Below are 24,469 nucleotides of genomic sequence, written 5' to 3'. Positions count from 1 at the left end.
TGAGTGGAATATTCAAGGGCTGCCGGTGGTTCTGGTCTAAGCGGAGGGCCACCTCCCACCCAGTCGATGAACAGTCGGCGGGTCCCGGTCAACGCTGAGAGATTCTGGAGGACATCCGGAGCATCACAGCGATCGTACGGCGTACCACCCGGAGGGGTTGGGGCGTCGTCGATCTGGGAATTGGGCCTTCGTGTGATCGCACGAGGGCCTTTCGTCTTTTCCGGGGGGCTCGCGGCGATGACGAGGTGGCACACGTACTAGTTCAACCCAGGAGGACCCATCACCACTGATTTGCGCGTCAACGAGCGCATCCGCGTTCCCGAAGTGCGACTGGTCGGACCGAACGGTGAGCAGGTCGGCATCGTCCGGATCGAAGACGCACTGCGGCTGGCCCAGGAGGCCGATCTCGACCTGGTCGAGGTCGCGGCAACCGCCCGGCCTCCGGTCTGCAAGTTGATGGATTTCGGCAAGTACAAGTACGAGACCGCGCAGAAGGCGCGCGAGTCCCGCCGGAACCAGACCAACACCATCATCAAAGAGATGAAGCTGCGGCCGAAGATCGACCCGCACGACTACGAGACCAAGAAGGGTCACGTGGTCCGGTTCCTGAAGGCCGGGGACAAGGTCAAGATCACCATCATGTTCCGCGGACGTGAGCAGTCCCGGCCCGAGCTCGGGTTCCGGTTGCTGCAGCGGCTGGCCGAAGACGTGAACGAGCTCGGCTTCGTCGAGTCCTCGCCGCGGCAGGACGGCCGGAACATGATCATGGTGCTCGGGCCGCACAAGAAGAAGTCCGAGGCGCGCGTGGACGTGGAAGCCGAGAAGGCGCAGCGCAAGGCCGAGCGGGAGGCCGAGGAGCAGGCGGAGCGTGCGGAGCGCGCCGAGCAGGCCCAGGCCCACGAGGCAGAACGCGCCGCCGGCGTCACGAAGAAGCCGAAGGGTCCGGCCGACAACCTCGACCCGGAGTGACGAAACGCTCCGGCGGCCAGGTCAGTCACAGCGGCCGGAGCAGCTCACACCGAAGTTCGAGTCAACGAAGATAATCAGGAGCACAACAGCCATGCCGAAGATGAAGACCCACTCGGGGATGAAGAAGCGCGTCCGGATCACCGGTACGGGCAAGGTTCGCCGCGAGCAGACCGGTGTCCGCCACCTCGCCGAGGCGAAGACGTCCAAGCGCAAGCGGCGCCTGAGCGGCACCGTCGAGGTTGCACCCGCGTTCGCGAAGAAGGCCAAGAAGCTTCTCGGCATCTGAGCACCATCCACCCCCCGAACATCCCCGCCGAGTGGGCCACCCTCTCTCCGGCGCAGAAATACAAGGAGTAACACCTCATGGCACGCGTGAAGCGGGCAGTCAACGCCCACAAGAAGCGTCGTACCGTACTTGAGCAGGCCAGCGGTTACCGCGGCCAGCGCTCGCGGCTGTACCGCAAGGCCAAGGAGCAGGTCACCCACTCGCTCGTCTACGCCTACCGTGACCGCAAGGCGCGCAAGGGCGACTTCCGCAAGCTGTGGATCCAGCGGATCAACGCCGCGGTCCGGGCCGAGGACCTGACCTACAACCGCTTCATCCAGGGCCTGCGGCTGGCCGAGGTCGAGGTCGACCGCAAGATCCTGGCCGACCTGGCTGTCAACGACCCGGCGGCGTTCTCCGCGCTCGTGCAGGTGGCCAAGGCCGCCCTGCCGGCGGACGTCAACGCGCCGAAGACCGACGCCGCGGCCTGAGCAACACCCTTACACCACAGTGGCGAGTCCCGGTCTGCTGACCGCGCAATCAGCGCGTATTAAGCAGGCTCGGCGGCTCGCCACTCGTGCGTTCCGGCGCAAGGCCGGCCGGTTCCTCGTCGAGGGTCCGCAGGCCGTCCGGGAAGCACTCGAGCATCGCGAGCTCGTCGTCGAGGTGTACGCCGAACCCGAGGTCGCGACCCGTCATCGCGACCTGCACGACCTGGCCGCGGCGGCGGGCGTCCCGTGGTTCGAGGTCAACCGGGCCGCCGTCGAAGCCTTGAGCGAGACCGTCACCTCGCAGGGCGTCGTCGCCGTCTGCTCGCTGGTCACCGTGCCGTTCGCGCCGGCCGGCACGTTGATCGCAGCCGGCGTCCAGGTCCGCGATCCCGGCAACGTCGGCACCCTGATCCGTACTGCGGACGCGGCCGGCGCCGATGCCGTCGTACTGTCGGCCGAGTCCGTCGACCCGCACAACCCGAAGGCGGTCCGGGCCAGCGTCGGCAGCATCTTCCACGTGCCGATCAGCACGGACGTCGACATCGTCGAGGCCGTCCGGTCGTGGCGTGAGCAGGGCCTGCAGGTCCTCGCCGCCGACGGGTACGGCGCCACCGACCTCGACACCTGCATCGACGACGGCACGCTCGCCAAGCCGACCGTTTGGCTGTTCGGCAACGAGGCGCACGGGCTGCCCGACGGCATCAACGCCCTCGTCGACCATTCGGTGAAGGTCCCGATCTACGGCCGGGCCGAGTCGCTGAACCTCGCGACGGCCGCCGCCGTCTGCCTGTACGCGTCGGCCCGGGCACAGCGCCGGTGACGCTCGATCTGCCGGGGCGGTTCTGGCGCGGGAACCTGCACACGCACACGAACCTGTCCGACGGTTACCTGTCACCGGCCGAAACCGCGCAGGTCTACCGGGACGCCGGGTACGACTTCGTCGCGATCACCGACCACTTCCGGCCGGAGTACGGGTACCCGGTAACCGACACCCGGGACCTGCGATCGGACAGTTTCACCACGCTGATCGGCGCCGAACTCCACGCTCCGCAGACCGAAGCCGGGCAGCAATGGCACATCATCGCCGCCGGACTGCCCCTGGACTTCGCCACTCCTTCCAACTCTGAGACCGGTCCTGAGCTCGCACGCCGGGCACGGGCCGCGGGCGCATTCGTCGGCATGGCTCATCCGTCCGCCTCACTGCTGACCGCGATCGACGCGGAAAGCCTGGACGCGGCCCACTCGGTCGAGGTCTACAACGCACTGTCCGACCGCGAGAACCGCGGCGACAGCTGGCACCTCGCCGACGTCCTGCTGAACCGCGGCCACCGGCTGACGACGTACGCCGCGGACGACGCCCACCTGCAACCCCAGGACCCGCCGCCCTGTCAGGCCTGGGTACAGGTCCGCGCCGAAACCCTCGACCCCGACGCCCTCCTCACCGCCCTGAAAGCCGGCCACTTCTACTCCAGCACCGGCCCCGAGCTGTACGACGTACGCATCGAGGGCGAGCTGGTCGTCGTACGCTGCTCACCCGCCGCCAAGATCCTTCTCACCGGCGGCCACCCCGGCGCAGAACTTGCCCAAGGCACCGACCTCACCGAGTGCGCCCTCCCCTGGCAGCTGTTCCGTGGCCGCCACTGCCGCATCACCATCGAAGACCCCACCGGCCACCGAGCCTGGACCAACCCGATCCACCTACCGGCCTGATTGACGGGCTCGGGGTCGGCGTGTCAGCGTTGGGGTAGCGCGCGCCAGGGCGCCTCCTCTTCGCGGCAAGCACCGAGTGCACCTGGATGGTGGGAGTAGTACTTGTGTCGGCCGGTGAACCCTTCGGGACGGCCTGATTCAGCGGAGCGGGCTGTTCTGGAAGGACCGTTGATGTCGACAACACCGCTGCCCGCCAAGGCGAGTCTGAGCCAGTTGCGTGCCCGGGCCAAGGAGCTCCGGAAGGCAGTCGCCAAAGGCAGGCCGGACGCGATCGAGCGGGCTCGCGCATACCACCCGGCGTACGACGAAGCGAGCTTCACGCTGCGGGATGCGCAGCTGACGATCGCGCGCGAGTACGGCCTGGCGAGCTGGCCGGAGTTGATGGAGAAGGTCGCCACCGAGCTGGTGGAGGGCCGCGAGTTGCACCGGTACTTCGGCGTCGAGCTCAACAACGAGACGTGGGACCTGCTCGACGAGATCGACGAGACGAGTCCTCTCGAGGACCAGGAGCGGTTGCTGTACGGTGCGTACGCCGCCTGCCTGCACTGGTTGGAGGCCGGCAACGAGGCGAATCACGCGCGCGGCGAGCACCTGATCGCCCGCGTCGCGCTCCGGATCGGACGCATCGAGGTCGGACTGCAGCACGCGCGGCGCTGTCTCGAACTCATCGAGACGCACCGCGAGCAGATGGGCGACTGGGACGAACCGTTCGCCCGCGAGGCCCTGGCGCGAGCACTCGCGGCGACCGGTCAGACAGCGGCCGCTCGCGCGGAGCTGGAGAAGGCGAGAGAGCTGACGAAGCTCGTCGCGAACGAGGGCGACCGGAAGGTGCTGGACGAGGAGCTCGCCAAGGAGCCTTGGTTCGGCCTTACTTCTTGACGCGGGCCTGCAGTCCGTCGAGGAGCGCGTCGAGCCCGAAGACGAAGTTCTCGGTCAGCTCGCCGTCAAGGTCCACCGACGTACGGCGGCGTACCGACTCCTGCATCTGCGGGTAGTCGGTGGCGACGGACTGCGCCTGCTCGAGCATCTCGCTCACCCAGCTTTCTTCGGAGCGGCCGGACTTCCGGACCATCTCGCGGGTCGCGACCTCGGCGCTGACCGTGCCCAGCACGTACGACATCACGCTGCCCATGGCCAGATCGACCTCGTGCGGTGTGACGAATCCGGCCGCCCCGAACAGCACCAGACCGCGCTCGCCGAGCCCCATCGCGTTCGGCCCGATGCTCGGCCGGGTGTACATCACCTCGGGCAGCCAGGGATGCCGCAGTACGGCGGAGCGCAGGCTGTGGCCGAACAGCAGCGCCCCGCTCCGCCACCCGGCCAGCTCCGGCTCGGGTACGTCGATCTCGCCCCAGACCTGGTCGATCAGCAGGTCGACCAGATCGTCCTTGGTCGGCACGTGCCAGTAGAGGCTGGTCGCGCCGGCGCCGAGCCGCGCGGCCAGCTTGCGCATGCTCAGCCCGGCGACGCCCTCGCCGTCGAGCACCTCCATCGCGGTCTTGACGATCTGCTCCCGGCTGAGCGTCTCGCGCGCCGGTGCAGCCGACCGTTGCCGGGTCCAGATCGTTTCCCTCATGCGCCCATCCTACAAAGCTCTCGCACACCGTACGAGTTTGTCGTACAGTGTGCGAGTGACTAGTACACCGTTCGAGTCTGCCGAGACCTCCGCGCCGGCGGGTCATCCGCGTCGCTGGTGGATCCTGCTGATCCTGTGCCTGAGCCTGATGGTCCTGGTCGTCGACAACACCGTCCTCAACCTGGCGATCCCGTCGCTGATGCGCGACCTGGGTGCGACGCCCGCGGACATCCAGTGGGTGATCGACGCCTACATCCTGGCGTTCGCCGGGCTGCTGCTGACCGCCGGCAGCCTGTCCGACCGGTTCGGCCGGCGGAAGATGCTGTTGCTCGGTCTGGTCGTGTTCGGCGCGGCCTCGCTGCTGGCGACGCTGGCCGACAACCCGTGGCAACTGATCGCCTGCCGCTTCCTTATGGGCGTCGGCGGATCGCTGCTGATGCCGAGCACGCTGTCGTTGCTGTTCACGGTGTTCCCGCCGGAGGAGCAGCGCAAGGCGATGGCCGGCTGGTCGATGGTCGCGATGCTGGGCGTCGTCGCCGGCCCGACCGTAGGCGGCGTGTTGCTGAACCACTTCTGGTGGGGCTCGATCTTCCTGCTGAACGTCCCGATCGCGGTGCTCGCGATCATCGGGACGCTGGCGCTGATCCCGGAGTCGAAGGGTCCGGCGCGCAACGTCGACCCGGTCGGAGCGGTGCTGACGATCGTCGGCATGGCGTCGGTCGTATGGGCGATCGTGTCGATCCCGGCGTACGGCTGGGGTTCGGGGCGGGTGCTCGGTGGTCTGGCGGTCGGTGTGGTCGCGTTGACCGCGTTCGCGCTGTGGGAGAAGCGGAGTGAGCACCCGATGGTGCCGCTCGCGTTGTTCCGGGATCGCCGGTTCAGCGGGACGAGCTTCTCGATCGTGCTGCTGTCGTTCACCGCTGGCGGGCTATTGCTGGCGTTGACGCAGTACCTGCAGTTCGTGCTCGGGTACAGCCCGTTGAAGGCGGGGCTGGCGCTGATTCCGTACGCCGTTGCGGCGGCGGTGTTCAACGGACTCGGGGCCGCGCTCGGCAAGAAGGTCGCGGACCGGACACTGATCTGCCTCGGGCTGCTGATCATTGCGGGCAGTTTCGGGATCCTGACGCAGGTGTCGGACTCGAGCGGGTACGGGCTGTTGATCATCGGCCTGCTGGTGATGGGGATCGGCGGTGGCCTGGCCGGGCCGGCGGCGTACACGCTGTTGATGCAGGCCGTTCCGGCGGAGCACCGCGGCGTGGGTTCGGCGATGAACGACACCGTGCAGCAGACGGGCGCGGCGCTCTCGGTCGCCGTACTGGGCAGTGTGCTCGCCGCGGCGTACTCCTCGGCACTGCCCGACTCGGTCCCCGAAGCGGCCCGCAAGTCGATCGCGGACACGCTCGCCCTCGGCCCGGACTTCTTCGCCGCCGCCAAACACGCCTTCATCGACGCAATGTCGATCTCGATGACCGTCGGCGCGGGCGGCGCAATCGCCGGCGCCATAGTCGCCCTGGTCCTCCTGCCACGCGGCCACGCCAAGGTCCAGGACCCGGCTCCGGCACCGGTGGACGACCCCGTGCACTGACAGCATGCAGGCATGCGGGACTCGCAGGGGATCGTGAACCTGATGCTCGTCGTCGTACTCGGGCTGATCCCGGTCGCCCTCGTCACGCTGATCGTCGGCCGATGGAGATCCCAACGGTTCGTCCTGAAGTGGGCCCAGGCGGCCGGCGTCCTGTCAACCGCCCTGGCCACCGGGTACGTCGTGACCGGCGCGGCCTGCCTCATCCTCGAGGGCCGCACCCCGGCCGCGACGTACCCGCTCTTCTTGCTGCCGGTCGGCGGGATCGCCTTGGCGGTCTCGCTGGCGATCCTCGGCGTGACCGTCCGCAGCAGGTGGCGGATGGGCTGAGTCAGCTTTCATCCACAGCCGGAAGATCGCGCCGTTCGGCGGGTGCGACCGCGTGCATCTTCTCCGGTGTGAAGGAGAGCATCGAGTCGTTCGCGGAGCTGCGTCGACGGCAGGCGGGAGCGTTCAGTCGGGAGCAGGCGATTGCCCACGGGATCAGCGACAAGGTCATGCAAGGACGTTGCCGGGCGCGGCAGTTGCAGCGGGTCCATTCAGGTGTGTACGCCGACTTCACCGGACCGCTGCCCTGGTCGACCCGGATGTGGGCAGCGTGGCTGGCGTGTGGGCCCGGCGCGGCGTTGACCGGGGCGACCGCGCTCCGTGCATACGGCGTCGGCGGGGACCTGGACGACCGGATTCATCTCGCAGTACCGCACTCGCGGCGGGTCGGCCGGAGGTTTGGAGTGGTCGTCTCCCGGCATCGCGATCTGTCCTCCCTCCTGCATCCCACGCGCGACCCACCAGCGGTTCGGCTGGAGGTCGCGGTGCTGATCGCCGCCGCCGCAGAAACGGATGTGGCGAGGCGGGCGGCCATCCTGCTCGACGCCTGCAGGCAGCGCCGGACCACGCCGGCCCGATTGTCGGCTGAGCTGCACTCGCTCCCGGAGCTGAAAGGTCGCCGGGTGCTCCGGCGGATCCTGACGGACGCGGCCGAAGGCGTTCAGTCGTTCCTCGAGCAGACGTACCTTCGGCGGGTCGAGCGGGCCCACGGTCTGCCGCGGGCGCGACGGCAGGTCCGCGTCGTCGACGGCGGCTCCGTCGTCTATCGCGACTCGGAGTACACGCCGTACGACGTCATCGTCGAGCTCGACGGCCGCGCGGGTCACACTGACTCGCTCAGTCGCTGGCGCGACATGACCAGGGACAACGCTGCCGCGACGACCGGCAAGGTGACGTTGCGCTTCGGCTACCAGGTCGTCAGCGAGCCCTGCCGAGCAGCGTCCCAGGTAGCCGCCACCCTCCACCTCCACGGCTGGCCCGGCCACCCCCACCCCTGCTCCACCTCCTGCCCCCTCGCTCCTCCCCAACCTGCCGCGACGAGGGCAGGTGTGGACGGGCGATTCACGGGAATGGGGTTGGGGTTTCTAGACTGCAATTCGCAGAAGTTCCGAATTGAGAGCGAGCCATGTCCGGTCCCAACACTGATTACGACCCGGTCGAAGTGACGCCGCTGCATGCCGAAGAGGTGGAGCGGACCCGCGACGAGGCGCTGACGGCGTTTACCGAGGCGGCCGATCTGGCTGCCCTGCAGGAAGCCAAGTCCACCCATCTGGGCGACAAGTCGCCGATCGTGCTGGCCAACCGGGAGATCGGCGCGCTGCCGCCGCAGGCCCGGAAGGAGGCCGGCCAGCGGATCGGTGCGGCCCGGAAGGCGATCAACGAGGGCTTCGCGTCCCGGCTCGCCGTCCTCGAGGCCGCGCACGAGGAGCAGATGCTGGCCACCGAGCGCGTCGACGTGACGCTGCCGTGGCACACCCCCGAGCTCGGCGCGCGGCACCCGCTCTCGCTGATCTCCGAGCAGGTCGCGGATGTCTTCACCGCGCTCGGCTGGGACGTCGCGGAGGGGCCTGAGGTCGAGGCCGAGTGGCTGAACTTCGACGCACTGAACTTCCAGCCCGACCACCCGGCGCGGCAGATGCAGGACACGTTCTTCGTCGAGCCGGCCGGCTCCGGCAAGGTCCTGCGCACCCACACGTCACCGGTGCAGGCGCGCTCGATGCTGAGCCGCAAGCCCCCGATCTACGTGATCTGCCCGGGCCGTGTGTTCCGCACCGACGAGCTGGACGCGACCCACACGCCGGTCTTCCACCAGGTCGAGGGGCTCGTTGTCGACGAAGGCATCACGCTCGCGCACCTCAAGGGCACGCTCGACCACTTCGTCGTCTCGATGTTCGGCGAGGGCCTCGAGGCCCGTCTGCGGCCGAACTTCTTCCCGTTCACCGAGCCGTCGGCCGAGGTCGACCTGAAGTGCTTCGTCTGCCGCGGCGCGTCCGTCGGCAACCCGGACCGCCCGTGCCGCACCTGCGGCAGCGAGGGCTGGATCGAGTGGGGCGGCTGCGGGGTGGTGAACCCGCGGGTCCTGCAGGCCAACGGCATCGACACGGAGCGGTACTCCGGCTTCGCCTTCGGCATGGGCCTGGAGCGGACGCTGATGTTCCGCAACGGGGTCGAGGACATGCGGGACATGGTCGAGGGTGACGTGCGGTTCAGCCGCCAGTTCGGGATGGAGATCTGATGCGGGTCCCACTGTCATGGCTTCGTGAGTACGTCGACCTCCCGGCCGGGGTGACCGGCCGCGACGTCGGGGAGAAGCTGATCCGGGCCGGCCTCGAGGTCGAGACCGTCGAGGAGTCCGATCTGACCGGCCCGCTCGTGGTCGGCAAGGTGCTGAGCTTCGAGGACGAGCCGCAGAAGAACGGCAAGACGATCCGCTGGTGCTCGCTCGACATCGGCAAGGACGAGCCGCAATGGGTCGTCTGCGGTGCGAACAACTTCGCGGTCGGCGACCTGGTGGTCGTCGTGCTGCCGGGTGCGGTGCTGCCCGGCGGGTTCGCGATCTCGGCCCGGAAGACGTACGGGCATGTCTCCAACGGGATGATCTGCTCGAGCCAGGAGCTGGGCCTCGGCGACGACGGTACGCACGGCATCGTCGTACTGGAGCCGGGCGAGGCCACGCCGGGTGACGACGCGATCGAGCTGCTCTCGCTCGCGGACGACGTCCTCGACCTCGCGATCACGCCGGACCGCGGGTACTGCTTCTCGATCCGCGGGATCGCACGCGAGACGGCGACGGCGTACGGCGTGCCGCTGAAGGATCCGGCGGAGCTGCCGCTCAGCGGGTCCGGCGCGGGCGGTTATCCGGTCCGGGTCGACGATGCCGAGGCGTGCAGCGTGTTCGTCACGCGGACGGTGACCGGGATCGACGCGAAGGCGTTGTCGCCGCGGTGGATGCAGAAGCGGTTGCTCGCGTCGGGGATGCGGCCGATCTCGATCGGCGTCGACGTCGCGAACTACGTGATGCTCGAGCTCGGTCAGCCGATCCACACCTACGACAAGGGCCGGCTGTCCGGCGACATCGTCGTACGGCGGGCGAACGCCGGCGAAAAGCTGATGACGCTCGACGACCAGACTCGTGAGCTGGACGTCGAGGACCTGCTGATCACCGACGACTCCGGCGCGATCGGTGTCGCCGGCGTGATGGGCGGCGCGTCGACGGAGATCTCCGACGCGACCACCGACGTGGTGATCGAGGCCGCACACTTCGACCCGATTGTGATCGCGCGCGCATCGCGCCGGCACAAGCTGTCGTCGGAGGCGTCGCGCCGGTTCGAGCGTGAGGTGGACCCGCTGCTCCCGCGGTACGCCGCGCAGCGCGTCGCCGATCTGCTGGCCGAGTATGCCGGCGGCACGATCCTCCCCGAGGAAACCGTCGTCGACACCCACAACCTCCCCGAGCCGGTGACCGTCCGCGCCGATCACGCGGCCCGGGTGGCAGGCACGCCGATCACGCTCGAGGAAACTGTTCGTCATCTGGAGTCGGTGGGCTGCACGGTGGAGGCAGCTCCGGCGGATGCGGTTGCTGCTCCGCTGGCTGCCGGTGTTCACGCTCCGGCGCTGGCTGAGGTCGGCGCCATCACCGTCGGCTCCACGCACATCGAGGGCGACGACCTGCTGACCGTCACTCCGCCGTCGTGGCGGCCCGACCTGCGGGACCCCAACGACTTTGCCGAAGAGGCTATTCGGCTGTTCGGGTTCGACAACGTGCCGTCGATCCTGCCGGCGGCGCCGGGTGGGCAGGGGCTGACCGTCGCGCAGAAGCGCCGTCGCAAGGTGGCGACCGCGCTGGTCGGGGCGGGGCTGACGGAAGTCGTGTCGTACCCGTTCACGGGTGAGGCGGACTTCGACGCGATGGGCCTGCCCGCCGACGACCCACGCCGTACGACGGTGAACCTGGTCAACCCGATCTCCGACGAAGAGCCGTCGATGCAGACGATGCTGCTCGCGACGCTGCTCCGGACGGCCGAGCGCAACGTCGGCCGCGGGGCAACCGACCTGGCGATCTTCCAGACCGGCCTGGTCTTCCTGCCGAAGGCGGAGACCAAGCCCGCGCCTCTCCCGTCGGTCGCGCACCGCCCGAGCGACGCCGAGATCCAGTCGCTGTACGACGCGCTTCCGGACCAGCCGCTGCACGTCGGCGTGGTGCTGACCGGTTCGATGACCCCGACCGGTTGGTGGGGCAAGGGCCGCCCGGCCGGTTGGGCCGACGCGGTGCAGATCGCACGACTGATCTCGTCGGCGGTCGGCGTCGAGCCGGTCGTGACCAACGTCGAGCTCGCTCCCTGGCACCCCGGGCGCTGCGCTCAGTTCGTCGTCGACGGCAAGGTCGTGGGTCATGCGGGCGAGCTGCACCCGAAGGTCTGCCAGGCGTTCGGCCTGCCGGCCCGGTCGAGTGCGGTCGAGCTCGATCTCGAAGCGTTGATCGCGGCCGGCCCCGAGTCGATCACCGCACTCCCCTTCTCGTCGTATCCGGTGGCCAAGGAGGACGTGGCGTTGATCGTTGCGGCCGACGTGGCGGCGGCCGACGTGCAGGCTGCGCTGGCCGAGGGCGCGGGTGCGTTGCTGGAGTCGGTGCGGCTGTTCGACGTGTACACCGGCGAGCAGATCGGCGAAGGCAAGAAGTCGCTCGCGTTCGCGCTGCGGTTCCGGGCGCCGGACCGGACGCTCAAGGAGAACGAGGTCGCCGACGCCCGGCAGGCCGCCGTTCAAGTGACCGTCGACCGCTTCGGCGCCGTCCAACGGGTCGGCTGACGTCATGAGTGGCCATCACCCCAGGGTGGCGGTCGCGGCGCCGAACGCGGCCGCGGCCGAGGCCGGGGTGCGGGTGGCTGCCGAGGGTGGCAACGCGGTGGATGCTGCCATCGCGGCCACCCTGGTCACGATGGTGAACGAGATCGGCGTGGTGTCGCCGGCCTCGGGCGGGTTCGTCACGTTGCAGGTCGCGGGTGGTGAGGCGATCACCATCGACGGCTGGGTCGAGATGCCCGGCCGCGGCCTGCCGACCGAGCGGTTCGGCCAAGGCGTCTGGGACATCACCACCGATTACGGCGGCGGTACGACGACCACCGTCGGCCACGGCTCCGTCGCCACGCCCGGCGGGATGAAGGCCCTCGACCTGGCCCACCGTCGGGCCGGCAAGGCGGCGTGGCGAGAGGTCGTCCAACCGGCGATCGACGTCGCCCGCAACGGCTTCGAGCTCAGCCGCACCTCCGGGTATTACCTGGGCTTCACCCACGAGATCATCTTCGGCTGGCACCAGCCCAGCCACGGTGTCGTCCACGACGAGGACGGCGAGGTGATCAAGGCCGGCAGCACGGTCGTGATCCCGGAGCTCGCCGAAGCCCTCGAGCTGATCGCCCGCGAGGGCGCCGAGACCATGTACACGGGCCGGCTCGCCCAACTCCTCATCCACGACATGGCTGCGAACGACGGCATCCTGACCGCCGAGGACCTCGCGGCGTACGAGGCGATCGTCCGTCCGGCTCTCGTCGTGAAGCAGAACGGATGGCGCCTCGCGACCAACCCGCCGCCTGCTGTCGGGGGAGTCGCGGCCGCGGCGATGCTCGCGCTGCTCGACGGTGTACCGGCCGACGGCAGCTGGAGACAGGCCGAGCTGGAGCGACTAGTCGACGTGCAGCACGCCGTGCTTGGCCGCCGGCTCGCGGAGCTCGACGAAGAAGATGTACGGCGGCTCGAAGGCCAGAAGCTGCTCGACCTGGCCGCGGCCGGCGATCTGCGCGCGCTGACCTCACCCAGCACGGCGACGGTCTCGGTCGTCGACGACGAGGGCGACGCCTGCGCGATCACGGTCTCGTCCGGCTACGGCTCCGGCGTACTCACCCCGGGCACCGGCATCTGGCTGAACAACGCGCTCGGCGAGCAGGAGCTTCTGCACGGCGGCCCGCACAGCCTCGCGCCCGGCACCCGCCTCACCTCGAACATGGCCCCGAGTGTCGCCCGCCGCGAGAGCGACGGCGCCGTCCTTGCGATCAGCTCGCCGGGCTCGGACCGGATCCCGACCGCGCTCGCCCAGGTTTACGCGCTCTACACCCATGGCGGTCTCTCGCTCCGCGAAGCCGTCGAGCACCCGCGCCTGCATGTCCGCGTCCGTGAGGACGTGGTCGTCGACTACGAGGACGACCTGCCGGTCTCGGGTTCGACCGCGCTCCCGACCCGCCCGATGCCGCCGCACTCGATGTACTTCGGCGGCGTCGCGGCCGCGTTCTGGGACCCGACCGACGGCCTGCTGGCGGTCGGCGACCCCCGCCGAACCGGCGCGGTGGCGATTTCCCCCTGACCGCACGCTGTTAAGGTCAGCCACCTCAGACCCTGAAAGGTGACCCGATGCGGGACCATCCCGAGCTCTCCGTCGTCGTACCGATGTACGACGAGGAGGAGGTGCTGCCGATCTTCTTCGAGCGGATGCACCCGCTGCTCGACGGCCTGGGGATCACCTACGAGCTGCTCGTCGTCGACGACGGCAGCCGGGACAAGACCGCGCCGCTGCTGCTCGCGGCCGCCGAGGACTGGCCGCAGCTCCGGGTGGTCCGGCTGCTCCGCAACAGCGGTCACCAGGCCGCGCAGTCGGCCGGCTTCCGTCGCGCCCGCGGGCAGTACGTCGTCACGATCGACGCCGACCTCCAGGATCCGCCGGAGGTCATCGCGGAGTTCCTCCAGGCGGTCAACGAGCAGGATGTCGACGTCGTGTACGGCGTACGCTCCGACCGCTCGAGCGACTCGTGGGCGAAGCGGACCAGCGCCCGGCTGTACTACCGCTTGATGTGCCGGCTGGTCGGCAAGGACATCCCGTTCGACGCGGCCGACTTCCGGCTGGTGACGCGGCGCGTGGTCGATGCGGTGAACGCGCTGCCGGACGACGGGCGGGTCTTCCGCCTGGTGATCCCGTGGCTCGGTTTCCCGAGTGCCGAGGTGCGCTACGTCCGGGCCGAGCGGGCCGCCGGCACGACGAAGTACAACTTCTCGAAGATGCTGCGGCTCGCGTTCGACAGCGTGACCGCGTTCTCGGCGGCGCCGCTGCGGCTGGCGACCTGGCTGGGGCTGCTCGGTGGTGCGATGTCCGGGTTGTTCGTCGTCGGCGCGCTGGTGATCAAGCTGACCGGCCGGAGCATCCCCGGCTGGACGTCGACCGTGCTCGCGGTCAGCGTGATCGGCGCGATCCAGTTGCTCTGTCTCGGGCTGCTCGGTGAGTACGTCGCGCGCCTGTTCCAGTCGAGTCAGCGCAGACCGCAGTTCCTCGTCGGGTACGACAGCCTCGGCGACCACGGCCATCAGGAGCCGCTGCACCACAAGGCCCCGTCTGACAGATGAAGAGGTCGCTTCCGTGGCTGCTGCCGATCCTGGTGGCAGCCGGCGGGTTCGTGTCGCTGGGCGATGTCGGACCGGGTCCACTGCTCAAGTACGCCGTGTACTTCGCGGTCGCGATCGCTCTCCCCGGCACGCTCCTGCTCCGCGCGGCCTGGCGCAGTACGGGTAACTGGGCCGAGGACCTGGGACTCGGCTCGGTCGTCGGCGCGACCTGGCAGCTGATCGGCTGGGCGATCTTCACCGCGCTCGGCTGGCAACGCTGGCTGATCGTCTGGCCGGCGCTTGTCCTGGTCGGCTTCGCGATCTTCGGCCGTAGCTACTGGCGGATCGCCGAACCCAAGCCGTTGCCCACGGCGTGGACCTGGGGACTGGCCGTCTCGGCGGCGGTGATGATGGGCGCGGCCACGTTCGGCGTGATGGCGTACCACCCGATGCCGCCGCACGGCGAGGCGTACTACCCAGACCTTCTCTATCACCTGTCGATGGTGAATGAGCTGACCCGGACGGTGCCGCCAGAGATCCCGCAGGTCGTGGGGGAGCGGCTCGAATACCACTGGCTCGCGAACGCCGACATGGCGGCCGCCGTCGACACCACCCGGCTGACTCCGATGGTCGTGCTGTTCCGGCTATGGGTCCTGCCGTGGCTGGTCGTCTCACTGCTCGTCTGCGCGACACTGGCCCGCATCGTCAGCCGCACGTGGTGGACCGGCGTACTCGCAGCTCTCGCACTGGCCGCACCGCAGCTGTTCCTGCTGGTCGACACCAGCGTGAACCTCGCACCGCCGGTCAGCCTGCTCAGTCCGTCGCAGACGTTCGGCATGGTCGCTGGTGTCGCAGTGGCGGTCTTCCTGATCGAGCTGTTGTTCAAAGGGGGCACGAGGTGGCTATGGCTGCTCACAGTGCCTGTTGCAGTCGTTGGCGGCGGCTCGAAGCCCACAGTGCTCCCACTGCTCGTCGCAGCAGTCGGACTGGCCGCCTTGTACCTCCTGATCACCACGCGACGTCTGCCATGGCGATTGGTTGGTACGACGGTCGCACTGCTGCTAGTAGGTGCGCTGACCTTCCTCACCGTGGCCGGAAGCACCAGTGGGTCCCGGCTGCAGTTCCTCGCCGTACTGAAGTCGCTGCCCGTCTACACAGCGGCCACCGGCGACACCACGCAACCAGGTGACGGCGGTCTGATTCTCCCGGCGCTCGCACACGGACATGTGATCGGGACGCTCAGCCTGCTGCTCGGGCTGCTGCTGACTTTGCAGGCGATGTCCTGGGCCGGGTTCGGCGTCGTCGGTCGCAAGGACCCGGTCGCGTGGTTCCTGCTCGGTGCGATGATCGCGGGCTGGGCCGGCTATCTGCTGATCGACCATCCATCGGTCAGCGAGTCGTACTTCGTCTACACCGCGGCGCCCTTCAGCCTGGCCGGCGCCGGATGGTTCGCGGCGACCAGTGCCCGCGCGGCTCGTCGGCCGATCCCGATAGCGATCGCCGCCTTCGCGCTCTCGATCGTGTACGCCGGTCTGCTGGTCTGGGCGCGTGGCGTGCCGGCCGCGTCGACCGGTCGGCAGTTGTGGCTGAGCACGCGGATGTTGCTCGTGGTTCTCGGCATCACGCTGGTCCTGCTCGCGGCCTGGCGGTTGTTCTTCCGGCAAGCGGGCGGCGGCATGTTCGTCGTACTCGTGCTGTTGTCGACGGCACCGATCAGCTCGTTCCTGCAGAGCGCCGTACGCGGTGACACCGAGAAGGCGCCGACGTACCGGGCCGCGCGCTGGTGGGTCTATCCGGATGAGGCCGAGGCCGCGCTGTGGCTCGGCGAGAACTCTGGTTCTACTGACGTGGTCGCAACCAACACGTGGTGCCGGCCGGCCGGTACGACGGCGCCGGGCTGCGATGCGCGCGGGTATCTCGTCAGCGGGATCGCCGGTCGCCGCACGGTGATCGAAGGCTGGGCGTACACGAACCAGGCGATGGCCAAGCAGGGCAACGGCGGCCGCCGCTACACCGAGCAGCCGTCGCCCTGGCCGGACCGCGTCGCCCTCACCAACCAGGCCCTCACCGCACCGACCCCCGAAGTACTCCGGCAGCTGCGAAACGAGTACGGCGTCCGCTGGCTGTACGCCGACACCCGCAACGGCCCGATCTCGCCCGCGCTCGACCAACTCGCCGTCCGCCGACACAGCATCGGCAAGGTTCTGATCTACGAACTCGGAGAGTGATTCTCCCGTAACATTGTGTCGGCGCAGACCGTTACGTCTACGCAGGTCCGCCCGCCCGCGGCCGATGCACTTCGGCACCCTGATTGCTCGGGAGGGCGGGACACATGCGGGCTACCCGACCGGGGGCCATTCTCCTTGCCACCGGCCTGTTGAGCCTCGGCTGTGTCGCTGGGAACGCCTATCAGGTGCCGGCCACGCCGTTCAGCTCGGCGGCCACTGCGGTGATGCCGGGTTCGGCGTTGCGCCAGACGATCACGACGAGCGGCAGGACCGAGCTCGGCGATCCGTCCACCGCGGGTTTCCGCGGCAGCGGCCCGACCACCTATCAGCCCGCGCTCGGCAAGAACGTGCCGGCGCAGGACGTCGTGGTGAACACCGGCGACTGCGCGTCCACCGGCGGGTGCGGCGATCGTGGCACGGTGACGATCGCGTTCTCCCAGCCCGTCCGCAACCCGGTCCTGCACCTCGGCGGCATCGGCGGCTCGGTCAGCCGGACCGACAGCGGCAAGCCGATCGCGCAGTCCGAGCTGCACTCGATCCTCAAGCTGACGACCGCCGGCCTGAGCCTGACGAAGCTCGGACAGGGCAACAACCTCGCCGTCACCAGCGACACCATCAGCGCCGCCGATCACGACGCCGGGCCGAACTGCGTCAACACCAAGTCCCCGTCCGGTCTCGACACCTCGGCGACTGCTGCTTGCGGATCGGTCCGGGTGAACGGCATCGTCACCAAGCTCACCTTCGCCGTCACCGCGCAGTTCACGAAGCACCCGAAGCTCCCGGCCATCAACAATGCGTCCTCCGGTGACGCGTTCTCGATCGTCGCGACCACGCCCGAGGATTTCGGTGACGCCCCGGCGTCGTACGGCGCCGCCTGGTCGGTGCTCAGCGACGTACAACTCGGGAAGGACGTCACCGAGGACAACGCCGACGTTGCCAACGGCACGACCGGTCCGGCGACACCCGATCAGGCCGATGACGGCGTCGTCTTCAAGCCGCTGCGCACCAACCAGACGACGTACACCACCGACCTGCAGCTCGCCGGTACGTCGAAGGCCGGTCGCGCGTGCGGGTGGATCGACCTCAACGTCAACGGCACCTTCGAGCCGGGCGAGCGCGCGTGCGCTCCGTTCGCCGCGAAGCAGACGACTGTCACGCTGAGGTGGTCGGAGATCGCGCCCAAGGCGGGTGCGTCGTACGCGCGGGTGCGGGTCGGCTACAACGACGTACAGGTCGAGAAGCCGATCGGAGCCGCGGATTCCGGTGAGGTCGAGGACTACCCGTTCGCGATCACCCCGCCGCCTCCGCCGGTTCTGACCGACGACACCGCGACGACGCCGTTCGACACACCGGTCGTCGTTCCGGTTCTCGACAACGACAAGCCAGGCGATCCGTCGGCGCCGCTCGCACCTGCGACCCTCTGCTTGGTCGACGGCGGCAAGTGCGTCGAGATGGTCAACGTGGTCGGCCAGGCGAAGTACGTCGCCAAGACCGACGGCACGATCCGCGTCGAGCCCGTGCCCGGGTTCGTCGGTCCGGCCAAACCAGTCACCTACCGCGTTGCCGACAGCAACGGCATCACCGCGACCGCCGCGCTCACCGTCACGGTCGCCAAGCCGCCCGCGCCGACCGCCGCACCCGACACCGCGACGACTCCGCAGAACGTCAGCGTGTCCGTCAAGCCGCTCGCGAACGACCACGCCGCGGCAGGCGTTCAGCTCGACCCCGGCTCCGTCGTACTGCGTGATCCGGCCGACGCGACCTTCAAGAAGAAGGTGGTGATCGCCGGCGAGGGCGAGTACGTCGTGAAGCCCGACGGCGGCGTCGACTTCGTCCCGCAACCGCAGTTCATCGGCGTCGGCACGTCGATCGGCTACCGCGTCACCGACACCACCGACCAGACGGCCGAGTCGACGCTCGCCGTCACGGTCACGCCGGTCACGCCGACGGCCAACGGCGACTCGATCTCGACCGCGTTCGACACCGATGTCGTCGTACCCGTGCTCGACAACGACCTGCCCGGTTCGCCCGACGCACCGCTCGTGCCGAGCACGCTGCGGCTCGTCGACCCGGTCAGCAGGCAGCTCGTCGACAAGGTGACGATCGCGCAGCAGGGCACCTATCTGGTCGCGTCCGGCGAGGTCGCCTTCCAGCCGGTGCACGGGTTCAAAGGCGTCGGTACGCCGTTGAGCTACCAGGTGCTCGACAAGAACGGCACGCCGGCGCGTGCCGTCCTCACCGTCTCCGTCGACGCGCCCGGCCCGCCGGTGGCGAACCCGGACACGATCACCACGCTGCAGGGTCGCTCGGTGGTGATCGCGGTCCTCGACAACGACAAGCCCGGTCCGACCGGTGCTGCGCTGAATCCGAAGAGCGTGCGGTTGCTGGCGCTGTCGGACGGCGATCCGTTGACGAGTCTGGTGGTGAGCGGTCAGGGCAAGTACACGGTCAAGCCGGACGGTCAGGTGCTGTTCGAGCCGCTGCCGACCTTCAACGGTACGGCGACCGCGATTCCCTATCAGGTGGCCGACAGCAACGATGCGGTCGGGAAGTCGACGCTGGTCGTACGGGTGACGAAGGTGCAGCCCGATGCGTCCGACGACGCCGCGAGTACGGCGTACGACACGAACGTGACGGTGCCGGTGCTGTCGAACGACGACGCGGGTGATCCGTCCGTGCCGCTGGTGCCGAGCAGTGTGCAGCTGATCGACCCGACGACGAAGGAGCCAAAGGCAACTGTCGTCGTCGCGGGTCAGGCGACGTACACGGCGACGCCGGAGGGCAAGGTCGTGGTCGACCCGATGCCGAGGTTCACCGGCGTCGCGACGGCGGTCACCTACCGCGTCTCGGACGTGAACGGTACGACGACCACGGCCGCGCTGACCGTCACGGTCGCCAAGCCGCCGGCGCCGACCGCCGCGGCCGACACAGCGACCGGCAAGCAGAACCTCCCGCTCCGCGTGAACCCGCTCGCCAACGACACCGCCGGGCGAGGGTCCGGGCTTGATCCGGTGAGCCTCACGCTCGTGGATCCGGCCGACGGTTCGCTGAAGAAGCTGGTGAAGATCCCGGGACAGGCCGACTACAAGGCCAACGCCGACGGCACGGTCGCTGTCGACCCGCTGCCGGGATTCACCGGTACGGCGACCAAGGTGACGTACCGGATCTCCGACTGGTTCGGTCAGACCGCGCGATCGACGATCACGGTCACGATCACGTCGATCACACCAGTCGCGGCCGATGACACCGCGCAGACGCCGTACGGGAAGACCGTCACGGTGAAGGTACTGGCGAACGACAAGCCGGGCGATCCGTCGGCGCCGCTGGCGCCGGGGAGTCTGGTCCTCATCAATCCTGCCGATGGGTTGCCGAAGGCATCGGTCACGATCCCGAACGAAGGTGTGTACACGGCGGCGGGGGGAGTGGTCCGGTTCGATCCGGCGGCGACCTTCCGCGGTCCTGGTACGCCGCTGACGTACCAGGTTGCCGACAGCAACGGGACCAAGGCAACGGCACGGTTGACGGTCACGGTCGGCAAGCCGCCGGTCGCCGTCGCCGACACCGCGTCGACCCTGCAGAACGTGACCGTGACGGTGAACGTGCTGTCCAACGACATCCCGGGCACCGACGCCACACTCGACCGCGGTTCGGTCGGTCTGCTTGACGGGACGGGGTATGCGACGAAGCTGACGGTTGCCAAGCAGGGGACCTACGCCGTGCAGGCGAGCGGCGCGATCGAGTTCGATCCGCTGCCGGCGTTCCAGGGCAAGGCCACCGCGATTCGCTACCGGGTCGCGGACTCGGACGGCAACTACGCGACCACCACGTTGAGCATGACCGTGACGCCGGTCCGGCCGGTCGCGATCGGGGACTCGGCGATCACGCCGTACGGGCATGCGATCGCGGTGGACGTGCTGGCGAACGACAAGCCGGGCGATCCGTCCGCGCCGCTGGTCCCGTCGAGTCTCGTGCTGAAGGACGCGGCCGGGCACTACGGCAAGACCATGACGCGGGCCGGCGAGGGGAGCTACCGCGCCGGCGACGACGGGGCGGTCACGTTCACGCCGGCGAAAGGGTTCCAGGGTGTGACGACGCCGGCGACGTACCGGATTGCCGACGGCAACGGGACGACCGCGGAAGGTCTGCTGGTGCTGACCGTCGGGAAGGGTCCGTCGGCGGTGGCGGATGTCGCGACCACCAAGCAGAACGTGAACGTCACTGTCGACCCGCTCGCGAACGACGAGCCGGGGACCGGCGCGCAGTTCGATCGGACCAGCCTGCAGGTGTACGGCGGCTCGTGGGGCGGCAAGGTTTTGATCCCGGGGCAGGGTGCGTTCACGGTCGTCTCGGGGAAGCTTGTGTTCGACCCGGACCCGGCGTACCGGGGTGCCGTCGCGGTCGCTTACCGGATCACCGACACCACGGGGAACAAGGCGAGCGCGTCCGTCACGGTGACGGTCGCGGCGGTGACGCCGGTGATCGCGGACGACGCGGCGACGACGCCGTACGGGACTCCGGTGACGGTCGACGTGCTCGCGAACGACAAGCCGGGTGACGCCAGTGCGCCGTTGGGCGGCGTACGCCTCGTTGATCCGGCGACCGGGGATCCGGTGGCCACGCTGACTGTGCCAGGGGAGGGGACGTTCACCGTGCAGCCGACCGGGGCGATCCAGTTCGCGCCGGTGGACGGGTTCGCCGGTGTGGCTGTGCCCGTCGGGTATCAGGTTGCCGACCGCAACGGGACGGTCGGCGCGGGCACGTTGACGGTCACGGTGCAGGATCGCCCGGTCGCGGTGCCGGACGTGGCGCGGACCAAGCAGCATGTCGCCGTGACGCTCGACCCGCTGGCGAACGACAAGCCTGGTCCGGGCGCGACGCTCGACCCGGACTCGTTGCTCCTGGTCGGACCCGGCGGCGCGCTGGTCGATCAGGTGACGGTTGCCGGGCAGGGGACGTACGTCGTTGCCAGTGGCAAGATCACGTTCCGTCCGGTGGCGACGTTCACCGGCACGACGCGGCCGACGGCGTACGACGTGAAGGACACCAACCAGAACTCGGCCCGCGCGACCATCACCGTCACGGTTGCGCCGGTGCGGCCGGTCGTCACGGACGACAACGCCGACACAGCCTTCGGTACGGCGGTCGTGGTGCCGGTGCTCGACAACGACAAGCCCGGCGACCCGTCCGCACCGCTCCAGCCGGCTTCCGTCGTACTGCGTGATCCGGCGGACGGCAAGGAGAAGAAGTCCGTGACCGCGGACGGCACGTTCGTGGTCGGCGCGAACGGGGGAGTCACCTACACCCCGGCCAAGGGGTTCATCGGGACGACGCGAACGCTCGCGTACCGCGTGACCGACGCGAACGGCACGTCCGACACCGCGCTGCTCGACGTGACAGTCGCCAGGCCGTTGCTCGCCAAGGCAGTGCCCGACACAGCGACCGGTACCCCGGGCAACCCGGTCGCCGTCAACCCTCTCCTCAACGACAGCGGCGCGATCGAACCGAGCTCGGTCTGCCTCCGCACGTCTACGGGCACGTGCGCGAAGCACGTCACCAACGGCGCCGGCACCTGGTCGGTCGCTGGCGACGGAACGGTCACCCTCAAACCAGCGGCCGCGTTCACCGGCACCGCAAAGGCGACCTACCAGGTCGGCGAAGCCACCGCTCCGGTCAAGGTCACCGTCGGCGCCCAGCCCACCGAAGACCTCCGTACCAGCCGCGACGATCTCCCACCGACCGGCGGCCCACCCGCGATCATCCTCACCCTCGGCACGCTCCTAGCCGCCCTGGGCGCCACCCTCCTCGCCCTCGCCCGCACCCGCCGCTGACGGGATGCGGCTCCCCAGGCCATCACAACGCACGCTCCGCGGGCGCACCACGCGGCGAGCCGCCGGCGACCGACGAATGTGATGGCCTGGGGATCCGCGACTACAGGTCCTGCACGAGCATGATCTCGTCGCGGTAGTCGTCGGGAGCGACGCGGACCGCGCGGGGGTGGGTGCCGACGATGCGGTACCCGAGGGGACCGTAGAACTTGTCCAGGCCGAGCCCGTCGCGGATCGTCAGCTGGAGTTGTTCGAGGCCGAGGTCGACCGCCGAGCCGCGCAACCCCTCCATCAATGCGCGGCCGGCGCCGTTGCCCTGGTGCTCCGGGTGGACCATCACCCGCAACACGGTCCGCCAGTGTTCGTTCAGCGCGCTGCCCGAGCTCACCAGCAGGCCCATCCCGGCGTACCGCTCACCGGTGTGCAGCACGCCGAGCAGGTCCAGCCCGGCCGCGACCCGGCCGAGGGCGCCGTCGAGGTTCTCGGCGATCTGCCCGACCGGCGCGGGCGGCGTGTACCCGACCGCGCCGCCGGCGTTCGTCGCCGCGACCCAGGTGTCCAGCAGGTCCGCCCGCAAGCCCGGATCGAGCGCCTCGTCCGAGTCGATCACCAGGTACTTCACCGCACCTCCATCTGCGACTGAGTTGCAGATAGTCTACGGGTCAGTGGATGTGCTCGAGCTTGTCCGGGTTGCGGATCAGGTACAGCTCGTTGATCAGCCCGCCCTCGGTCTTCAGGAACGCGACCGTGTCCGGCGCGTCCCCGTCGTACGCGATGTAGGCGACCTCGCCGTTCAGCGTGCCCATCCGGATCTCGAAGCCCGGGTTCTCCGCGATCACCGCGAACAGCCAGCGCGCGATCTTGTCCGCGCCGTGGATCGGCCGCAGCGCCGCCTTCTTCTTGCCGCCGCCGTCGCTGATCAGCACGGCGTCCGGCGCGAGCAACGCGACCACCTGGTCGAAGTCGCCCGACCCGGCCGCCTGCATGAACCGCATCGTCACCTCGTCGTGGCGCGCCTTGTCGACGTGGTGCCGCGGCTGCCGCGCGTGGACGTGCTCGCGGGCCCGATGAGCCAGCTGCCGTACGGCGGGTTCGGAGCGGCCGAGCGTGTCCGCGATCTCGTCGTACGGCAGGTCGAACACCTCACGCAGTACGAAGGTTGCCCGCTCGAGCGGGGACAGCGTCTCGAGGACGACGAGCATCGCCATGCTGACCGAGTCCGCCAGCTCGACCGCTGCCTCGGGATCGTCGTCCGTCGCGAGCGGCTCCGGCAGCCACGGTCCGACGTACTGCTCGCGGCGGGCTTTCTGCTCGCGCAGCCGGTTGAGGGCCAGTCGTGTGGTGATGCGGATCAGGTAGGCGCGGGTGTCACGCACCTCGTCGTGGTCGACGCCGGTCCAGCGCAGCCACGCCTCCTGGACCACGTCCTCCGCATCGCTCACACTGCCGACGACGCGGTACGCCGCGCCGACCAGCACGGACCGGTGCTCGGCGAACTCGCTGGCCAACTGCTCCTCGGTCATCTGACCGGCCTCAGTTCGCAGGTCTCCTTGAAGCCCTGGCTGGTCAGCCCGAGTGCGGCGTTCGTGCGGGAGCGGTAGTTCTCCAGCGAGATGATGGAGGTGAGCTCGACCAGCTGCTCGTCGGTGAGGTCTGCGCGCAACCGCTCGACCTGCTCATTGGTGACCTCCGGCGGGGTCGCCGTCATCGCCTCGGCGTAGTCCATCACCGCGCGCTCCAGATCCGAGTAGACGTCGCTGTCCCGCCACCCTGGCACATCACGCAGCTTCGCCTGGGCGACACCCTGGTGGTGGAACTCCCAGTAGCCGAAGTCCATGCACCAGCTGCACCCGATCCGTGCCGACGTCACCATCACAGCCAGCGCCTTCAGCTCCGGGTCCAGCTTGTTCCACCGCGCCGCCGACCCCTCCAGCAGCAGCATCGACACCAGCACCCGCCGGTTGTGCAACGCCGCCTGCCCCGGCTCCAGCACCGTCCCGTACTTCCGCCGGCTACCCCACTCCGCCACCCGCACAAACCATCCCCGCCGATGCTCCAACCCGATCCGCGCCATCTCACCCTCCAGTTCGTCGTCACCCCCTGGACACGCCCCACCCCCACCCCGTGACAT

General features: G+C 69.2%; 19 protein-coding genes. 15 read left to right on the top strand and 4 right to left on the bottom strand.

Translation table 11 applies throughout. The annotated features are described in order from the left end of the window. Positions 1-279: 279 nt before the first annotated feature. The 6 genes from infC to ABT313_RS31695 all read left to right on the top strand — a co-directional run bounded on the left by infC (position 280) and on the right by ABT313_RS31695 (position 4,314). The gene (infC, locus tag ABT313_RS31720; RefSeq protein ID WP_137257953.1) at positions 280-969 is read left to right on the top strand and encodes a translation initiation factor IF-3; all 690 of its coding nucleotides are present in this window, start codon (positions 280-282) and stop codon (positions 967-969) included. Positions 970-1,060: 91 nt separating this feature from the next. Further along, the gene (rpmI, locus tag ABT313_RS31715; RefSeq protein ID WP_130439409.1) at positions 1,061-1,255 is read left to right on the top strand and encodes a 50S ribosomal protein L35; all 195 of its coding nucleotides are present in this window, start codon (positions 1,061-1,063) and stop codon (positions 1,253-1,255) included. Between the two features lie 77 nt (positions 1,256-1,332). Then, entirely contained in the window at positions 1,333-1,725 is a 393-nt protein-coding gene (gene rplT / locus ABT313_RS31710; protein ID WP_130439407.1) for a 50S ribosomal protein L20, read from the top strand. 19 nt (positions 1,726-1,744) lie between these two features. Then, positions 1,745-2,545 (top strand): TrmH family RNA methyltransferase, encoded by an 801-nt coding sequence (locus ABT313_RS31705; RefSeq protein ID WP_350861413.1) that lies wholly within the window; start codon positions 1,745-1,747, stop codon positions 2,543-2,545. Continuing rightward, on the top strand, positions 2,542-3,435 hold the full coding sequence (locus ABT313_RS31700) for a CehA/McbA family metallohydrolase (protein WP_350861411.1): 894 nt from the start codon (positions 2,542-2,544) through the stop codon (positions 3,433-3,435). The genes ABT313_RS31705 and ABT313_RS31700 overlap by 4 nt, the downstream gene beginning before the upstream one ends. A gap of 171 nt (positions 3,436-3,606) precedes the next feature. After that, positions 3,607-4,314 (top strand): hypothetical protein, encoded by a 708-nt coding sequence (locus ABT313_RS31695; protein ID WP_350861409.1) that lies wholly within the window; start codon positions 3,607-3,609, stop codon positions 4,312-4,314. On the opposite strand, the gene ABT313_RS31690 is transcribed toward ABT313_RS31695, so the two are convergent. Continuing rightward, positions 4,304-5,011, bottom strand: coding sequence for a TetR/AcrR family transcriptional regulator (locus tag ABT313_RS31690; RefSeq protein ID WP_350861407.1), 708 nt, complete (start codon positions 5,009-5,011; stop codon positions 4,304-4,306). The two genes, ABT313_RS31695 and ABT313_RS31690, sit on opposite strands and share 11 nt — an antisense overlap. Before the next feature lie 55 nt (positions 5,012-5,066). Between ABT313_RS31690 and ABT313_RS31685 the strand changes: the two genes are divergently transcribed. From ABT313_RS31685 to ABT313_RS31645, 9 genes are all read left to right on the top strand, one after another. After that, a complete protein-coding gene (locus tag ABT313_RS31685) occupies positions 5,067-6,596 on the top strand; it encodes an MFS transporter (RefSeq protein ID WP_350861405.1) in 1,530 nt (509 codons plus the stop codon). 12 nt (positions 6,597-6,608) lie between these two features. Next, positions 6,609-6,923: a hypothetical protein gene (locus ABT313_RS31680; protein WP_350861403.1), complete on the top strand. Its 315-nt coding sequence runs from the start codon at positions 6,609-6,611 to the stop codon at positions 6,921-6,923. Between the two features lie 68 nt (positions 6,924-6,991). Beyond that, positions 6,992-8,086, top strand: a complete 1,095-nt coding sequence (locus ABT313_RS31675) for a hypothetical protein (RefSeq protein WP_350861402.1) — start codon at positions 6,992-6,994, stop codon at positions 8,084-8,086. Continuing rightward, entirely contained in the window at positions 8,047-9,156 is a 1,110-nt protein-coding gene (pheS, locus tag ABT313_RS31670) for a phenylalanine--tRNA ligase subunit alpha (protein ID WP_350861400.1), read from the top strand. Before ABT313_RS31675 ends, pheS begins: the two co-directional genes overlap by 40 nt. After that, positions 9,156-11,729, top strand: coding sequence for a phenylalanine--tRNA ligase subunit beta (locus tag ABT313_RS31665; RefSeq protein ID WP_350861399.1), 2,574 nt, complete (start codon positions 9,156-9,158; stop codon positions 11,727-11,729). The genes pheS and ABT313_RS31665 overlap by 1 nt, the downstream gene beginning before the upstream one ends. Before the next feature lie 4 nt (positions 11,730-11,733). After that, positions 11,734-13,275 carry a gamma-glutamyltransferase gene (locus ABT313_RS31660; RefSeq protein WP_350861397.1) on the top strand — a complete coding sequence of 514 codons (1,542 nt, stop codon included), beginning with the start codon at positions 11,734-11,736 and terminating at the stop codon, positions 13,273-13,275. 47 nt (positions 13,276-13,322) lie between these two features. After that, positions 13,323-14,306 carry a glycosyltransferase family 2 protein gene (locus ABT313_RS31655; RefSeq protein ID WP_350861395.1) on the top strand — a complete coding sequence of 328 codons (984 nt, stop codon included), beginning with the start codon at positions 13,323-13,325 and terminating at the stop codon, positions 14,304-14,306. Continuing rightward, positions 14,303-16,513, top strand: a complete 2,211-nt coding sequence (locus ABT313_RS31650) for a hypothetical protein (protein WP_350861393.1) — start codon at positions 14,303-14,305, stop codon at positions 16,511-16,513. Before ABT313_RS31655 ends, ABT313_RS31650 begins: the two co-directional genes overlap by 4 nt. A gap of 104 nt (positions 16,514-16,617) precedes the next feature. After that, positions 16,618-22,341 carry an Ig-like domain-containing protein gene (locus tag ABT313_RS31645; RefSeq protein ID WP_350861392.1) on the top strand — a complete coding sequence of 1,908 codons (5,724 nt, stop codon included), beginning with the start codon at positions 16,618-16,620 and terminating at the stop codon, positions 22,339-22,341. A 100-nt stretch (positions 22,342-22,441) separates the two neighbouring features. Here the strand turns inward: ABT313_RS31645 and ABT313_RS31640 are convergent, their stop codons facing one another. The 3 genes from ABT313_RS31640 to ABT313_RS31630 are packed head-to-tail and all read right to left on the bottom strand — an operon-like array spanning position 22,442 to position 24,367. Beyond that, positions 22,442-22,960 carry a GNAT family N-acetyltransferase gene (locus tag ABT313_RS31640; protein ID WP_350861390.1) on the bottom strand — a complete coding sequence of 173 codons (519 nt, stop codon included), beginning with the start codon at positions 22,958-22,960 and terminating at the stop codon, positions 22,442-22,444. A 40-nt stretch (positions 22,961-23,000) separates the two neighbouring features. Further along, entirely contained in the window at positions 23,001-23,861 is an 861-nt protein-coding gene (locus ABT313_RS31635) for an RNA polymerase sigma-70 factor (protein ID WP_350861388.1), read from the bottom strand. Next, positions 23,858-24,367 carry a carboxymuconolactone decarboxylase family protein gene (locus tag ABT313_RS31630; protein WP_350861386.1) on the bottom strand — a complete coding sequence of 170 codons (510 nt, stop codon included), beginning with the start codon at positions 24,365-24,367 and terminating at the stop codon, positions 23,858-23,860. Before ABT313_RS31630 ends, ABT313_RS31635 begins: the two co-directional genes overlap by 4 nt. Positions 24,368-24,469: the final 102 nt, after the last annotated feature.

Origin of the sequence: Kribbella sp. NPDC000426, assembly GCF_040300265.1 — a bacterium.
GTDB lineage: Bacteria > Actinomycetota > Actinomycetes > Propionibacteriales > Kribbellaceae > Kribbella.
The sequence above is the reverse complement of the archived record's forward strand: the minus strand, read 5'-3'. Positions and strand labels throughout refer to the sequence as shown.

Coding starts and splice junctions, on each gene's coding strand:
- pheS (WP_350861400.1), top strand. CDS start 8,047: ATGTCCGGTCCCAACACTGATTACGACCCGGTCGAAGTGACGCCGCTG.
- ABT313_RS31690 (WP_350861407.1), bottom strand. CDS start 5,011: ATGAGGGAAACGATCTGGACCCGGCAACGGTCGGCTGCACCGGCGCGC.
- rpmI (WP_130439409.1), top strand. CDS start 1,061: ATGCCGAAGATGAAGACCCACTCGGGGATGAAGAAGCGCGTCCGGATC.
- rplT (WP_130439407.1), top strand. CDS start 1,333: ATGGCACGCGTGAAGCGGGCAGTCAACGCCCACAAGAAGCGTCGTACC.
- ABT313_RS31695 (WP_350861409.1), top strand. CDS start 3,607: ATGTCGACAACACCGCTGCCCGCCAAGGCGAGTCTGAGCCAGTTGCGT.
- ABT313_RS31650 (WP_350861393.1), top strand. CDS start 14,303: ATGAAGAGGTCGCTTCCGTGGCTGCTGCCGATCCTGGTGGCAGCCGGC.
- ABT313_RS31680 (WP_350861403.1), top strand. CDS start 6,609: ATGCGGGACTCGCAGGGGATCGTGAACCTGATGCTCGTCGTCGTACTC.
- ABT313_RS31645 (WP_350861392.1), top strand. CDS start 16,618: ATGCGGGCTACCCGACCGGGGGCCATTCTCCTTGCCACCGGCCTGTTG.
- ABT313_RS31665 (WP_350861399.1), top strand. CDS start 9,156: ATGCGGGTCCCACTGTCATGGCTTCGTGAGTACGTCGACCTCCCGGCC.
- ABT313_RS31635 (WP_350861388.1), bottom strand. CDS start 23,861: ATGACCGAGGAGCAGTTGGCCAGCGAGTTCGCCGAGCACCGGTCCGTG.
- ABT313_RS31655 (WP_350861395.1), top strand. CDS start 13,323: ATGCGGGACCATCCCGAGCTCTCCGTCGTCGTACCGATGTACGACGAG.
- ABT313_RS31660 (WP_350861397.1), top strand. CDS start 11,734: ATGAGTGGCCATCACCCCAGGGTGGCGGTCGCGGCGCCGAACGCGGCC.